Consider the following 14,182-nt stretch of genomic DNA (forward strand, 5'->3'; position numbering starts at 1 on the left):
GTCTGAGGTTACAGCCATGGGCATGGACGTCATCGATTACGAGATCCGCGGCGCGGAGATGCAGTTCGTCGAGATCGAGCTCGACCCCGGCGAGGCCGCCATCGGCGAGGCCGGCAGCCTGATGATGATGGACGACGGCATCGTCATGGACACCGTCTTCGGCGACGGCAGCGCGCAGCAGGGCGGTTTTTTTAGCAAACTGCTCGGCGCCGGCAAGCGCCTCATCACCGGCGAGTCGCTGTTCACCACGGTTTACACCAACCAGGCGGACGGCAAGCGCCGCGTGGCGTTCGCCGCGCCATACCCCGGCAAGATCCTGCCGATGGACCTGAAGGCGCTGGGCGGTGCGCTGATTTGCCAGAAAGACAGCTTTCTGTGCGCCGCGCGCGGCGTGAGCCTGGGTATCGCGCTGCAGCGCAAGCTGTCGGTCGGCTTCTTCGGCGGCGAGGGCTTCATCATGCAGCGCCTCGACGGCGACGGACTGGCGTTCGTGCACGCCGGCGGCACCGTGGTGCGGCGCGAGCTGGCCGCGGGGCAGATGCTGCGGGTGGACACCGGCTGCGTGGTCGCCTACACGCCGAGCATCGATTTCGACATTGAATACGTCGGCAAGATCAAGACCGCGCTGTTCGGCGGCGAGGGGCTGTTCCTGGCCACGCTGCGCGGCCCTGGCACCGTGTGGCTGCAGACGCTGCCGTTTTCGCGCCTGGCCTCGCGCGTGTTTGCCGCCGCGCCGCAGCTGGGCGGCCGGCGCGAGGAGGGCTCGCTGCTGGGCGGCTTTGCCGCCGGCGGACTGGCGGGCGGGCTGCTGGGCGGCGACGACGAGTGAGGCCGCGGCGGCAGCGCGGCCCTGCGGCGGGTCAGCGCGGCGTCACCTCAAAACCAGCGCCGCGCAGCGCCGCCAGCACCTCCTGCACGTGCTGGGCCCCGCGCGTCTGCAGCACGAGCTCGATCTCAACGTTCTGCGCCGCCAGCAACGTAAAAGCGCGCTGGTGATGCACCTGGTCGATGTTGGCGCCGGCCTCGGCCACCACCGCAGCGATGCGCGCCAGCTGCCCGGGCAGGTCGCGCGTGCTGACCACCAGCCGCACCAGCCGCCCGGCGCGCACCATGCCGCGCTCGATGATCGAGGCCAGCAGCAGCGGGTCGAGGTTGCCGCCGCACAGCACCAGCCCGACGCGCCGCCCGGCAAAGCGCTGCGGGTGCTTCAGCACCGCCGCCAAGCCGGCGGCGCCGGCGCCCTCCACCAGCGTCTTCTCGATGTCGAGCAGCAGCACGATGGCCTGCTCCAGATCCTCCTCCTCCACCACCAGCCAGTCGTCCACGTAGCGGCGGGCGAGTTCCAGCGTGTGCCGGCCCGGCGCCGCCACGGCGATGCCCTCGGCGATGGTGTTGCCGCCCACCGGCCAGTGGCTGCCAGTCAGCGCGTTGACCAAGGCCGCAAAGCGCCGCGTCTGCACCCCCACCACCTCGATGTCGGGCTTGAGCGCCTTGGCCGCCAGCGCCATGCCGCTGATCAGCCCGCCGCCGCCGGCGGCCACCACCAGCACCTCCAGCTGCGGCTGCGCGCGCAGCATCTCCAGCGCCACCGTGCCCTGCCCGGCAATCACCGCTTCGTCATCGTAGGGGTGCACGAACGTCAAGCCCTGCTCGGCGGCCAGCCAGTCGGCGTGCTCGCGCGCCTGCTCCAGCGTCTCGCCGTGCAGCACCACTTCCGCGCCCAGCGCGCGCGTGCGCTCAACCTTGACGCCCGGGGTGAAGCGCGGCATCACGATCACCGCCCGCATGCCGAGCCGCTGCGCGTGGTAGGCGACGCCTTGCGCGTGGTTGCCCGCCGACATCGCCACCACGCCGCGCGCGCGCTGCCCGGGGCTGAGCTGCGCCAGCCGGTTGCAGGCGCCGCGCTCCTTGAACGAGGCGGTGTACTGCAGGTTCTCGAACTTCAGAAACAGCTGCGCCCCGGTGATCTGCGACAGCGTGCGCGACTCCAGACACGGCGTCTCCAGCACCTGCCCGGCAATGCGCTGCGCCGCCGCCTGCACATCGGCCCATTGAACCATGATGAAATTTGCTCCTCTGCGTGCGCGCTTACGCCAACCGACCCTTCGATTGTGCGCCAGCGCGCCGCTGTGCCCCTGATTGGTGCCTGCGCCGCGCCGCTCCATGGCCCTTGCACGCAGGCGCGCGGCGCGCATACTGCGGGCCCACCGCCGTTGAGGAACACCCCGACTTTATGCATGCTCCCGCTCACCCGGACACCGCCCACGCCATCGAGCGCTGGCTCGACCAGCACCGCATCACGGAAGTGGAGTGCTTGATCCCGGACATGGCCGGGCAGGCGCGCGGCAAGATCGTGCCGCGCCACAAATACCGCCCGGCCGAAGGGCTGCGGCTGCCGATGGCGGTGCTGGAGATGACCGTCACCGGCGCCTACCCCGAAGAAGACTTCACTCCAGTGGCCGACCCCGACATGCGGCTGCTGCCCGACCCTGCGGCGCTGCGCTTGGTGCCGTGGGCCAAAGAGCCTACCGCGCAGATCATCCACGATTGCGTGCGCTTCGACGGCACGCCGGTGGAACTCTCCCCGCGCAACGTGCTGCGCCGCATCGTCGCGGAATACGAGCGCGAAGGCTTCAAGCCGATCGTTGCGCCGGAAATTGAGTTTTACCTGGTGCAGATCGAGCCGGATGAGGACATCCCGCTCAAACCCCCGGTCGGGCGCACGCAGCGCACCGAAGCCGGCATGCAGAGCTTTTCGATCGACGCCGTCAACGAATACGGCGACATCTTTGACGTCATTTACGACTGGTGCGAGGCGCAGGGTCTGCAACTCGACACCCTGATCCACGAGATGGGCACGGCGCAGATGGAGGTCAACCTCGATCACGGCGAGCCGCTGGCGCTGGCCGACCAGGTGTTCCTGTTCAAGCGCACCGTGCGCGAAGCCGCCATCCGCCATGGCATGTATGCCACGTTCATGGCCAAGCCGATGCAAGGCCAGCCCGGCAGCGCCATGCATATCCACCAAAGCGTCATCGACCTGGCCAGCGGCCGCAATGCGTTTTCCAACCCTGATGGCAGCCCCTCCCCGGCGTTTTTCCATTTCATCGGCGGGCTGCAAACCTACCTGCCGGCGGCGATGCCGTTTTTCGCGCCTTACATCAACAGCTACCGGCGCCTGAGCCGCTACACCGCCGCGCCGATCAACCTCAGCTGGGGCTACGACAACCGCACCTGCGGCCTGCGCGTGCCCAATGCGCCCCCCGAGGCGCGCCGCGTCGAGAACCGCCTGGCCGGGGTGGACGCCAACCCCTACCTGGTGATCGCCGCCAGCCTGGCCTGCGGGCTGCTGGGCATCCGCCAGCGCCTGCAGCCCACCGAGCCGCTGGACGGCAGCGCTTACGAGCAGCCGCACCAACTCCCGCGACACCTCGACGACGCGGTGGATCGGCTGATGCGCTGCGAACCGCTGGCGGAGCTGTTTGGCGCGCACTTCATTCGCACGTATGGGGCCATCAAAGCCGCGGAATACGCGCAATACTTTGACGTCATCAGCCCCTGGGAGCGGCGCTATCTGCTGCTCAACGTCTAACCTCATCGGCCCAGGGGCGCAGGGGCTTGCCAGACCGCGGCGGTTGCGCTACAACATCGAACAGGCTTGATTTGAAGCGCCAGGGTCACCCATGGAACTTACCTCCGCCTCGCTGATCAGCCAAGCGGCAACCACCAGCGCCGAGGCGCCCACCGCCGCGCAAACGTTGGTGTTGCGCAAGGCGCTGCAACTGCAGCGCGAGGCAGCGCAAGCGCTGCTGCAAACGTTGCCGCCAGCCTTGCCCGCCACAGAGCCCCAACCATTGGCCACGGAAGGCCCATTGGGCCGTCAAGTCAACGTTTGGGTTTGACGCTCTTGACCCAGTCAACCTGCTGTCGCTGCTGGATGGGGTTCAGATCGTCCGCGCGTTTCACAGCATGGCGCAACGAACTGGCGCGGCTGGCGGGGATCGAACCCACGACCTTCGGCTTCGGAGGCCGACACTCTATCCACTGAGCTACAGCCGCGCAGCTGTCACGCTTGCATTCTAACAGGCACGTCGGGCGTGCACACGCACTCCTATAATCAGTCGATCTTGTGGCGATCCGGCATGCGCCCGCTGCTTCGTGCTGAGCTCGGCCAGCCGGACTTCATGAAGGGGATAGCATGAGCGAGCACGCCCACGATGCGCACACCGGCCCGATCAAGACGCCTCGACAGCTTTGGTGGACGGCAGTGGCCGCCTTTGTGGTACCCGTGGCGCTGATCATGGGCCTGGCGGTGTTCGTCAGCCGCGAGCCGAAGCCGCAAGCCGGGGTGGACAATCCTGAGCTCGCCACGGCCATCCGCATCCAAAAGGTCGGCACCGTCGAGCTGCGCGACGCCAACCGTCCGCTGGCCGCCGGCGCCGACGTCTATAAGGCTCAGTGCGCCGCCTGCCACGAGGCCGGCTTGGTCGGCGCGCCCAAGTTCGGCGACAAAGCGGCTTGGGCGCCGCGACTCGGGCAAGGCTTTGACGCCTTGGTCAATTCGGCGCTGCATGGCAAAGGGGCCATGGGCCCGCAAGGGGGAGGGGCGTTTCGGGATCTGGAAATTGCGCGCGCCGTGGCCTACATGGCCAATGCGGGGGGCGGGCAATTCCCCGAACCCGAAACACCCGCCAACGGCCAATGAGTTCCACCGTTGTATGTGACGCGGCACCCGGCGCGCGGCCAGGTGTGCGGGTGTTGGTGCTCAACGGCCCCAATCTCAACCTGCTTGGCCAGCGCGAGCCCGGGGTCTATGGCTGCCTGACGCTGGCGGAACTGGAAGCGCGTTGTCGGTCGTATGGCGAAGCGCTAGGTTTGCAGGTGGAATGCGCCCAGAGCAACCATGAGGGCGTGTTGATCGATCACCTTCACGCTTGGGGAGCAGCTCACCGTTCCGGGCAAGCCCTCGGAGTGGTGTTCAACCCCGGCGCCTACACCCACACATCGATCGCGCTGCACGACGCCATCAAAGGAGTCGAGCCGTTGCCGGTGATCGAAGTGCATCTGTCCAACGTGCACGCGCGCGAGCCATTCCGCCACCATTCCTGGGTTGCGCCGGTGGCCGCGGGCTCGATCATCGGTTTGGGGGTGGAGGGTTATCTGTTGGCGCTGCAGGCGCTGGCCTGGCGCGCTGGGCTGCGCACGAAGCCGTAGCGCTGCGGCAGCTCATCGGCCTGCACCTGGTGCAGCGGCATCGCGCCCCAGCGTCCTTCCTCGAGGGCTTGGGCCGCCAGCGGCACGTCTTGGCTGTGCACCAAACCCAAGCCCAACGGGGTCGCCAGATACAGACGCCCCTGCTCATCGAGCAGCGCCTGCTGCGGCGTGCCGGCCGGCACCCCGGTATGCGTGTGCAACCGCCCATCCGGCTGCAAACGCCAGATCCAGGGTGTGGCGGCCAGCTCCACATAGACGCGTTGTGGGCCGTTCTGAAAGAACCATTGACCCTCGGCGTCGGCCTCGTAGTTGCGACCGATGAAGGCGATCAAGCCCTCATGACGCAACAGCGTGCCGCGGCTTTCGGGCGTGGCGCCCGAGCCGGCAAACGGGCCAGCCGCCTGCGCGGCGAGGTCGCGCATCCACCAGCGCCCCCGCTCATCCAGACCGAGCCAGCCGTAGCAATGCGGCACATTGGGCCATTTCGCCAGCGCGGCTTTAACGCTTTCATCCATCGCGCCCTCACGCTCCCCGGCTGTGCAACTCCGATACCTTTGCGGCGGCGTCCAACCAATCGAGCACACGCGTCCACAGGTCGGTCAGATCGCCCCGCCCATCCCAGCGACTGCGCCGCTGGGCAAAGCCGACATGCCCGCCGCGCGTCGGCTGCCAAAGCCGAACCCATCGTCCTGCCTCGTGAGGTTGCGGCAAACTGCGGGCAGGCACCAACGGATCGTTGCGGGCATTCAGAACCAACGTCGGCAGTTCGATACGCGCCAAATGCGCCCGACTGGATGCGCGGCGCCAGTAATCATCGACACCCGCAAATCCGTGCAGTGGCGCCGTAAACGCATCGTCGAACGCTCGCAACGTTGGGGCGCGGGCCGCTCGACGCCCATCGATCCATCCAGGGTGGCGCTGCGCGAACGCAGCCGCTTTGGCCCGCATGGTGCGTAAAAAATAACGCGCATACAACCAACGGTTGAACCCGCGGTCAATGGCCGCGCCGGCAGCTTGCAAATCCAACGGTGCCGAAATCGCTGCAGCCGCCTCGATGACAGCGCGCGCACGATGACCCTGCTCTTGCAACCACCGCAGCAACGCGTTGCCGCCGAGCGACACGCCCACCGCCCGCAAGCGCCCGTGCGGCCACAGGCGCCGCACCTGACGCAGCATCCAGTCGATCTCGTCGTGATCCCCGCTGTGGTAGGCGCGCGGCGCACGGTTGGGCTCTCCGGAACAGCCCCGGAAGTGCGGCACCACCACCGTCCAACCTCGGCGCTGGGCCACGGTCACCAACGCCTGGGCATAATGACTGCGGGAAGAGCCCTCCAAGCCATGAAACAGCACCACCACTGGGTCTTCTGGCGCACCCGCGTTGACCCAGAGGTCAGCGTCCACGAAGTCGCCGTCGGGCGTCGTCCAACGCTGACGTTGCGGCTGCGTCTTGGCTCCCCGGCCTCGCAAGCCCCACAAAGCCGCCGCGATCGTCTGCCCATGACCGCCCCAGTGCAGCCATGGCGCAGCGGGCCAATCCTCTTCGGCGGGCACGGGCGGCACCGCCCCTGGCGCGGCTGGTTCGGCCCGCCTCACGCTTAGCGTTTTTGACGGTATTTGCGCAACGCCGCAATCTGCGCGGCCATGATCGCCAGCTCCGACTGCGCTTTGGCGAAATCGACTTCGCTCTTGGCGTTCTTCAGCGCCTCTTCGGCGGCCTTGCGCGCCTCGGTGGCCTTGGCCTCGTCGAGATCCTTGCCGCGGATGGCAGTGTCGGACAGCACCGTCACCACCTTCGGCTGCACCTCCAGAATGCCGCCGGCCACGAAGACGAACTCCTCGTCGCCGTCCGGCTTCTCGATGCGCACCGCGCCGGGCTTGATGCGCGTGATCAGCGGCACGTGGCCGGGCAGGATGCCCAGCTCGCCGGCCTCGCCGGGCAGCGCCACGAAGCGAGCCGGGCCGCTGTAGATCGATTCTTCAGCGCTGACCACCTCAACCTGGATGGTGTTCATTTCGACTCCTGTCGTGTCCGGCGGCGGGCGCGGGCTTGGAGCCCGCACGGGGCGCCGCCGCGGGTCCGTTGGGGGATCAGCTGGCCAGCTTCTTGGCCTTCTCGAACGCGTCGTCGATCGTGCCGACCATGTAGAACGCCTGCTCCGGCAGGTGGTCGCACTCGCCGTTGACGATCATCTTGAAGCCGCGGATGGTCTCCTTCAGCGGCACGTACTTGCCGGGCTGACCGGTGAACACCTCGGCGACGTGGAACGGCTGGCTCAGGAAGCGCTGGATCTTGCGCGCGCGCGCCACGATCAGCTTGTCCTCCGGCGACAGCTCGTCCATGCCGAGGATCGCGATGATGTCGCGCAGCTCCTTGTAGCGCTGCAACACCGCTTGCACCGCGCGCGTGGTGTTGTAGTGCTCTTCGCCGACGATGTTGGGATCCACCTGGCGGCTGGTGGAATCCAGCGGATCCACCGCCGGGTAGATACCCAGCGCCGCGATGTCGCGCGACAGCACCACGGTGGCGTCCAGGTGCGCAAAAGTGGTGGCCGGTGACGGGTCGGTCAGGTCGTCGGCCGGCACGTACACGGCCTGGATCGAGGTGATCGAACCAACCTTGGTCGAGGTGATGCGCTCCTGCAGCTTGCCCATCTCTTCGGCCAGCGTCGGCTGGTAGCCCACCGCAGACGGCATGCGGCCCAGCAGCGCCGACACCTCGGTGCCGGCCAGCGTGTAGCGGTAGATGTTGTCCACGAAGAACAGCACGTCGCGGCCCTCGTCGCGGAACGACTCGGCGATCGTCAGGCCGGTCAGCGCCACGCGCAGGCGGTTGCCAGGCGGCTCGTTCATCTGGCCGTACACCATCGCGACCTTCGACTGGCTCAGGTCCTCGCTGACGACGACCTTGGACTCCATCATCTCGTGATAGAAGTCGTTGCCCTCGCGGGTGCGCTCACCGACGCCGGCGAACACCGACAGGCCCGAGTGCGCCTTGGCGATGTTGTTGATCAGCTCCATCATGTTGACGGTCTTGCCGACGCCCGCACCGCCAAAAAGGCCGACCTTGCCGCCCTTGGCGAACGGGCAAATCAGGTCGATCACCTTGATACCGGTCTCCAGCAGCTCGGTGGACGGCGACAGCTCGTCGTAGGCCGGGGCCTTGCGGTGGATCGAGCGGGTCAGCGACTGGTCGATCGGGCCGCGCTCGTCGATCGGGTTGCCCAGCACGTCCATGATGCGGCCCAGCGTCGCCTTGCCGACCGGCACGGTGATCGGCGCGCCGGTGTTGTAAACGGTCATGCCGCGGCGCAGGCCGTCGGAAGAGCCCAGCGCGATGGTGCGCACGACGCCGTCGCCAAGCTGCTGCTGCACTTCCAGCGTCAGCGGCGAGCCTTCCATCTTCAGCGCGTCATACACCTTGGGCATCTGGTCGCGCGGGAATTCCACATCCACCACCGCGCCGATGCACTGCACGATTTTGCCTTGAGCTTGAGCCATGATTTCAACCTTGGTCTGTTCGATTGCGACAATGACGAAAACCGCTGCGGCATCACACCGCGGCTGCGCCCGCGACGATTTCTGAAATTTCTTTGGTAATGGCCGCTTGCCGGGTCTTGTTGTAAACGAGCTTGAGCTCGCTGATCAGGTTGCCGGCGTTATCGGTGGCGGCCTTCATCGCCACCATGCGCGCCGACTGCTCCGAGGCCATGTTTTCGGCCACCGCCTGATAAACCAGCGCTTCCACGTAACGCACCAACAACTCGTCGATCACCGTCGGGGCATCCGGCTCGTAGATGTAATCCCAGTCGTAATCGGGCGCGCCGGTCTCCAGCTCTTTGGCCGACAGCGGCAGCAATTGCTGCACCACCGGTTCCTGCTTCATCGTGTTGATGAAGCGTGTGTAACACAGATAAACGGCGCTGAGCTTGCCCTCGGCGTAGGCGTCCAGCAGCACCTTGACCGGGCCGATCAGGCGCTCCAGATGCGGCGTATCCCCTAACCCGGTAACGTGAGAGACCACCTTGGCCCCGATGCGGTTGAGAAAACCCAGCCCCTTGTTGCCGATGGCCACCACCTGCGCGCTCTTGCCCTGGCCCTGCAGCTCGCGCAGCTGGTTGGTCACGGCGCGCAGCAGGTTGGTGTTCAAGCCGCCGCACAGTCCTTTGTCGGTGGTCACCACGATCAACCCGGCCGCAGGGGCCTGCGGGTGCTCCACCATGAAGGGGTGCACGTATTCAGGATTGGCACGGCTCAGGTTGGCCGCGATGGCGCGCACCTTCTCGCTGTAGGGCCGCGCCATGCGCATGCGCTCCTGCGCCTTGCGCATCTTGGAGGCGGCGACCATCTCCATGGCCTTGGTGATCTTCTTGGTGTTTTCCACCGACTTGATCTTGCCGCGTATTTCCTTGCCTGCTGCCATCGCCACTCCTTGGTATCAGGGTTGGGCCCGCGACGAGCCTCTCACCACGCGCCGGTCTGTTTGAAGGTTCGGATGGCGGCGTCGAGCTCGGCCTCGGCGTCTTTGTCCATCGCCTTTTGCGTCTCGAGCTTGTCCAACAGCGCGGCGTGCTTGTCCTTCAGGTAGGCGTGTAGCGCGGCCTCAAACGCCAGCACCTTCTTGACCTCGATGTCGTCCAGGTAGCCCTTGTTGGCGGCGTAGAGCGAAGCGGCCATCAGGCTGATCGGCAGCGGGCTGTATTGCGGCTGCTTCAGCAGCTCGGTCACGCGCGCGCCGCGGTCGAGCTGCTTGCGGGTAGCCTCGTCGAGGTCGGAGGCGAACTGCGCGAACGCCGCGAGTTCCCGGTACTGCGCGAGGTCGGTGCGGATGCCGCCTGACAGGCTCTTGATCAGCTTGGTCTGCGCCGCGCCGCCAACGCGCGACACCGAGATGCCCGCGTTGATGGCGGGACGGATGCCGGCGTTGAACAGGTTCGTTTCCAAGAAGATCTGGCCGTCGGTGATCGAAATGACGTTGGTCGGCACGAACGCCGAGACGTCACCGGCCTGGGTCTCGATGATCGGCAGCGCGGTCAGCGAGCCGGTCTTGCCCTTGACCTCACCTTTGGTGAAGGCCTCGACGTAGTCGGCGTTGACACGCGCGGCGCGCTCCAGCAGGCGGCTGTGCAGGTAGAAAATGTCACCCGGATACGCCTCGCGCCCCGGCGGACGGCGCAGCAGCAGCGAGACTTGGCGGTAGGCCACGGCCTGCTTGGACAGGTCGTCATACACGATCAGCGCATCCTGGCCGCGGTCGCGGAAGTATTCGCCCATCGTGCAGCCGGAATACGGCGCCAGGAACTGCATCGCCGCCGACTCGGAGGCCGAGGCCGCCACGACGATGGTGTAGTCCATCGCCCCGTGCTGCTCCAGGGCCCGCACCACGCTCTTGATCGACGACGCCTTCTGACCGATGGCGACGTAGATGCAGACCATGTTTTGGCCTTTTTGGTTGATGATGGTGTCGATGGCCACCGCCGTCTTGCCGGTCTGGCGGTCACCGATGATCAGCTCACGCTGACCGCGACCAATCGGCACCATCGCGTCGATGGCCTTGATGCCGGTCTGCACCGGCTGATCCACGCTCTTGCGCGCGATCACGCCCGGGGCGACCTTCTCGACCACGTCGGTCAGCTTGGCGTTGATCGGGCCCTTGCCGTCGATCGGGCGGCCCAGCGCGTCGACCACGCGGCCGATCAACTCGGGGCCCACCGGCACCTCCAGGATACGGCCGGTGCACTTGACCGTGTCGCCCTCCGAGATGTGCTCGTATTCCCCCAGAATCACCGCGCCAACCGAATCACGCTCCAGGTTCAGCGCCAGGCCGTAGGTCGGCTGCCCATCCTTGCCGGCAGGGAACTCCAGCATTTCACCCTGCATGGCCTCCGACAGGCCGTGGATGCGCACAATGCCGTCGGTCACCGACACCACCGTTCCCTGGGTGCGCAGATCGGCCGTCGGGGCCAAACCCTCGATGCGCGACTTGATCAATTCAGAAATTTCGGCAGGATTGAGTTGCATGACGCTTTCCTTTGCGCAAGGTTCGATTCCGGGGTGACGTCAGCCAGCGTCAAGCCAACAGCGCCACACGCATTTGTTCCAAACGAGCGGCGACCGAGGTGTCCAGCACCTGATCGCCCACCACCACGCGCACCCCGCCAATCAACTCAGGGCGCACCTGCACCTGCAGTCGCAGCGCGCGTCCAAAGCGCCGCTCCAGCACGCTCTGCAACGACGCCAGCTGCGCTTCATCGAGCGCAAAAGCGCTTTCCACGCGGGCGTCGGCCACGCCTTGCTGGGCGTTGAGCAACGCGCGAAACTGCCGCGCAATCTCCGGCAGCACGCGCAGGCGGTCATTGTCAATGACCGTGCGCAAAAAATTTTGTCCGATCGGCGGCAACGGCACTGACAACAGGCCAGCCACCAGATCGTAAACCTGCTGCGTGGTGACTTTCGGGTGGGCCGCAAAGTCCAACAGCTGCGGATGGGCGGCGACGGAGGCCAGCTCCTGCAGCCAGGCCGCCGCATCGGCTGCCCGCTCGCCAGCCGCTTTGAACAGCGCCTCCGCGTAAGGACGGGCCAAGGTGGCTACTTCAGCCATGGTGTTCTCTCTTGGTCAAGAAAAGCGCGCCGCACACACGCCACGCCATCGTCAAAGCTCGGCCTTCAGACGCTCCAGCATGTCGGCATGCGCACGGGCATCGACTTCGCGCCGCAAAATTTGCTCAGCGCCTTTGACGGCCAGCAAAGCCACCTGCTCGCGCAGCGCCTCCCGCGCTTGCACCACCTGTTGCTGTGCCTCCGCCTGAGCCGCCGCCACAATTCTGGCCGCCTCTTCCGCTGCCCGAGCTTTGGCTTCTTCGATGATGGCCTGCGCGCGCCGCTCGGCATCGGCCAGACGGGCGGCAGCTTCATTGCGCGATTGCGCCAACGCGTCTTCGATGCGCTTGCTCGCGACAGCCAACTCAGTTTTAGCCTTTTCAGCGGCGGCCAGGCCTTCGGCAATCTTTTGCGCCCGCTCGTCCAGCGCCTTGGTGATCGGCGGCCAGACAAACTTCATCGTAAACCAAACCAAGATGGCAAAAACGATGGCTTGCGCAAAGAGGGTTGCATTGATGTTCATCGCAACGCCTTTCGGACAGATTTGCGGAAAGAGGCTGGGTTTAGCGCTCGGAAGAGCAAGCACCCGGACACCGCAGCGCCCGGGCGCCCCTTCCTCGTCCCCAACGATCAGAGCGCGAACGGATTGGCAAACGCAAACAGCAGCGCGATCGCCACGCCAATCAGGAAGGCCGCATCGATCAGACCCGCCAGAATAAACATCTTCGTCTGCAGTTCGTTCATCAGCTCCGGCTGACGGGCGGAAGACTCCAGAAACTTACCTCCCATCAGAGCGATACCGATCGAGGCGCCAATAGCCCCAAGACCGACGATGATGCCGCAAGCCAGAGCAACGAGACCGAGGATGTTTTCCATGGTGAGATTTCCTTTGGTTTGAGAGGAAGGTTGGGGGAAAGGGAATCATCAGTGGGCGTCGTGCGCCTGACCCAGATAGATCAGCGCCAGCATCATAAAGATGAACGCCTGCAAGGTGATCACGAGGATGTGGAAGATCGCCCACACCGTGCCCGCGATCAAGTGTCCGACGAACAGCAGGCCGCCCGTGAACGACAGCGCGGCAAAGCCGCCGAGCAGCGCGATCAGCATGAAGACCAGCTCGCCCGCGAACATGTTGCCAAACAATCGCATGCCGTGGGAGACCGTCTTCGCCACGAACTCGATCATTTGCATGAGGAAATTCACCACGCCCAGCAGCAGTGCCCAGAGCGGATTGCGGCTGGTGCCAAACGGGGCGGTCACGAGCTCGTGCGCCCAGCCACCCAACCCCTTGATTTTGATGTTGTAGAACAAACAGAGCAACAACACCGAAACCGACAGCCCCAGCGTGGTGGACAAATCGGCCGTCGGCACCACCCGCAGGTAATCAGGGTAGCCCAACGCCGGCCCCACGGCATGCCAAATCGCCGGCAGCAGGTCAACCGGCAGCAAATCCATGAAATTCATGAAAAAGATCCAGACAAACACCGTCAACGCCATCGGCGCGATCAGCTTGCGGCTGGCGGCGTTGTGGATCACCCCTTTGGCCTGCGTCTCGACCAGCTCGACCAGGATTTCCACCGCAGCCTGAAACCGCCCCGGCACCCCGGCGGTGGCGCGCCGCGCCCCAAGCCACAGCAGAAAAACCCCAATCAGCCCGGTCAGCACCGAAAAGACCACCGAGTCGATGTTGATGACCGAAAAATCAACAATGAACTCTTGCTTTTTGTTGGTCAGATGAACCAGGTGATGACGGATGTATTCACCGGCAGTCGGAGCGTGTCCTTCAGCAGCCATCGGTTGTTCCTGCGATCTTGATCGTCGATGCGATTGCGCAGCGTCGGCGCGGCCACAGCGCCGCCACTGCATACCCTTTCAACACCACCACCAACCCGGCCAAAAGTCCGAGCCAGCTCAAATCCGGCACCACGCGCGGCGCCGCCGCCAACATGGCCAACGCCAACAGCACTTTAGCCCCCTCCCACACCAGCCAGCGCAACAACGCCTCGCGGGGTCGCGCCTGGCGCTGGCGCGCCCAAACACCGCCGCGCAACCCCCACGCCATCATCCACGACGGCAGCGCCGCGCAGGCCGCCCCCCAAGCCACGGACCCCACGATGAAGGACGACCCAACCTCGACCCAAGCCTGGATAACCCAAGCCACCGCGATAGCGACCGCTGCCAACGCCGACTGCGCCCACAACACCCTCTGGATCCATGGCTCGCCATGGCACACGCGCCACGCCTGGGCCTGCTGCGGACTGAGGGGCTTAAAAGGGCTGTCGGCGCCCTGATCTTGCTCCTCATCCCAGCGACGCCAGTGCGCAGCGCCAGCGGGCACCGCAGCCACAGAAGGCGGCTTGGGCATAGGCAA

At 65.8% G+C, this 14,182-nt stretch carries 17 protein-coding genes and 1 tRNA gene; 5 read left to right on the plus strand and 13 right to left on the minus strand.

Translation table 11 applies throughout. The features are described from left to right. Positions 1–16 precede the first annotated feature (16 nt). Positions 17–829 (plus strand): TIGR00266 family protein, encoded by an 813-nt coding sequence (locus tag Talka_RS03330; protein ID WP_143889687.1) that lies wholly within the window; start codon positions 17–19, stop codon positions 827–829. A 31-nt stretch (positions 830–860) separates the two neighbouring features. Here the strand turns inward: Talka_RS03330 and Talka_RS03335 are convergent, their stop codons facing one another. Next, positions 861–2,060, minus strand: coding sequence for a threonine ammonia-lyase (locus Talka_RS03335; protein WP_143889688.1), 1,200 nt, complete (start codon positions 2,058–2,060; stop codon positions 861–863). A 173-nt stretch (positions 2,061–2,233) separates the two neighbouring features. Between Talka_RS03335 and Talka_RS03340 the strand changes: the two genes are divergently transcribed. After that, positions 2,234–3,592, plus strand: a complete 1,359-nt coding sequence (locus tag Talka_RS03340; protein ID WP_143889689.1) for a glutamine synthetase family protein — start codon at positions 2,234–2,236, stop codon at positions 3,590–3,592. A 91-nt stretch (positions 3,593–3,683) separates the two neighbouring features. Beyond that, the gene (locus Talka_RS11895) at positions 3,684–3,902 is read left to right on the plus strand and encodes a putative motility protein (RefSeq protein ID WP_185970044.1); all 219 of its coding nucleotides are present in this window, start codon (positions 3,684–3,686) and stop codon (positions 3,900–3,902) included. 81 nt (positions 3,903–3,983) lie between these two features. On the opposite strand, the gene Talka_RS03350 is transcribed toward Talka_RS11895, so the two are convergent. Beyond that, positions 3,984–4,059: transfer RNA gene (locus tag Talka_RS03350), tRNA-Arg, on the minus strand. A 139-nt stretch (positions 4,060–4,198) separates the two neighbouring features. On the opposite strand from Talka_RS03350, the gene Talka_RS03355 reads away from it, so the two are divergent. After that, positions 4,199–4,705 (plus strand): c-type cytochrome, encoded by a 507-nt coding sequence (locus Talka_RS03355; protein WP_143889690.1) that lies wholly within the window; start codon positions 4,199–4,201, stop codon positions 4,703–4,705. Continuing rightward, positions 4,702–5,214, plus strand: a complete 513-nt coding sequence (gene aroQ, locus Talka_RS03360) for a type II 3-dehydroquinate dehydratase (RefSeq protein ID WP_143889691.1) — start codon at positions 4,702–4,704, stop codon at positions 5,212–5,214. Before Talka_RS03355 ends, aroQ begins: the two co-directional genes overlap by 4 nt. Here aroQ and Talka_RS03365 read toward each other — a convergent pair. From Talka_RS03365 to Talka_RS03415, 11 genes are all read right to left on the minus strand, one after another. After that, on the minus strand, positions 5,157–5,729 hold the full coding sequence (locus Talka_RS03365; protein ID WP_143889692.1) for a DUF2946 family protein: 573 nt from the start codon (positions 5,727–5,729) through the stop codon (positions 5,157–5,159). The two genes, aroQ and Talka_RS03365, sit on opposite strands and share 58 nt — an antisense overlap. 7 nt (positions 5,730–5,736) lie before the next feature. After that, a complete protein-coding gene (locus Talka_RS03370; RefSeq protein ID WP_342781035.1) occupies positions 5,737–6,807 on the minus strand; it encodes a YheT family hydrolase in 1,071 nt (356 codons plus the stop codon). 2 nt (positions 6,808–6,809) lie between these two features. Beyond that, positions 6,810–7,226: a F0F1 ATP synthase subunit epsilon gene (locus Talka_RS03375; RefSeq protein ID WP_143889693.1), complete on the minus strand. Its 417-nt coding sequence runs from the start codon at positions 7,224–7,226 to the stop codon at positions 6,810–6,812. 76 nt (positions 7,227–7,302) lie between these two features. Then, positions 7,303–8,712 (minus strand): F0F1 ATP synthase subunit beta, encoded by a 1,410-nt coding sequence (gene atpD / locus Talka_RS03380; protein ID WP_143889694.1) that lies wholly within the window; start codon positions 8,710–8,712, stop codon positions 7,303–7,305. Positions 8,713–8,764: 52 nt separating this feature from the next. Continuing rightward, positions 8,765–9,634: a F0F1 ATP synthase subunit gamma gene (gene atpG / locus Talka_RS03385; protein WP_143889695.1), complete on the minus strand. Its 870-nt coding sequence runs from the start codon at positions 9,632–9,634 to the stop codon at positions 8,765–8,767. A gap of 41 nt (positions 9,635–9,675) precedes the next feature. Then, positions 9,676–11,232, minus strand: coding sequence for a F0F1 ATP synthase subunit alpha (gene atpA / locus Talka_RS03390; protein ID WP_143889696.1), 1,557 nt, complete (start codon positions 11,230–11,232; stop codon positions 9,676–9,678). A gap of 49 nt (positions 11,233–11,281) precedes the next feature. Further along, entirely contained in the window at positions 11,282–11,812 is a 531-nt protein-coding gene (locus Talka_RS03395) for a F0F1 ATP synthase subunit delta (RefSeq protein ID WP_143889697.1), read from the minus strand. 51 nt (positions 11,813–11,863) lie between these two features. Further along, positions 11,864–12,334, minus strand: a complete 471-nt coding sequence (locus Talka_RS03400) for a F0F1 ATP synthase subunit B (protein ID WP_143889771.1) — start codon at positions 12,332–12,334, stop codon at positions 11,864–11,866. A 107-nt stretch (positions 12,335–12,441) separates the two neighbouring features. Beyond that, a complete protein-coding gene (gene atpE, locus Talka_RS03405; RefSeq protein WP_143889698.1) occupies positions 12,442–12,687 on the minus strand; it encodes a F0F1 ATP synthase subunit C in 246 nt (81 codons plus the stop codon). A 48-nt stretch (positions 12,688–12,735) separates the two neighbouring features. Beyond that, a complete protein-coding gene (gene atpB, locus Talka_RS03410) occupies positions 12,736–13,605 on the minus strand; it encodes a F0F1 ATP synthase subunit A (RefSeq protein ID WP_143889699.1) in 870 nt (289 codons plus the stop codon). Further along, entirely contained in the window at positions 13,595–14,149 is a 555-nt protein-coding gene (locus tag Talka_RS03415; RefSeq protein WP_221933844.1) for an ATP synthase subunit I, read from the minus strand. The genes atpB and Talka_RS03415 overlap by 11 nt, the downstream gene beginning before the upstream one ends. Positions 14,150–14,182: the final 33 nt, after the last annotated feature.

This window comes from Tepidimonas alkaliphilus (assembly GCF_007556595.1).
In the GTDB taxonomy this organism is placed as follows: domain Bacteria; phylum Pseudomonadota; class Gammaproteobacteria; order Burkholderiales; family Burkholderiaceae_C; genus Tepidimonas; species Tepidimonas alkaliphila.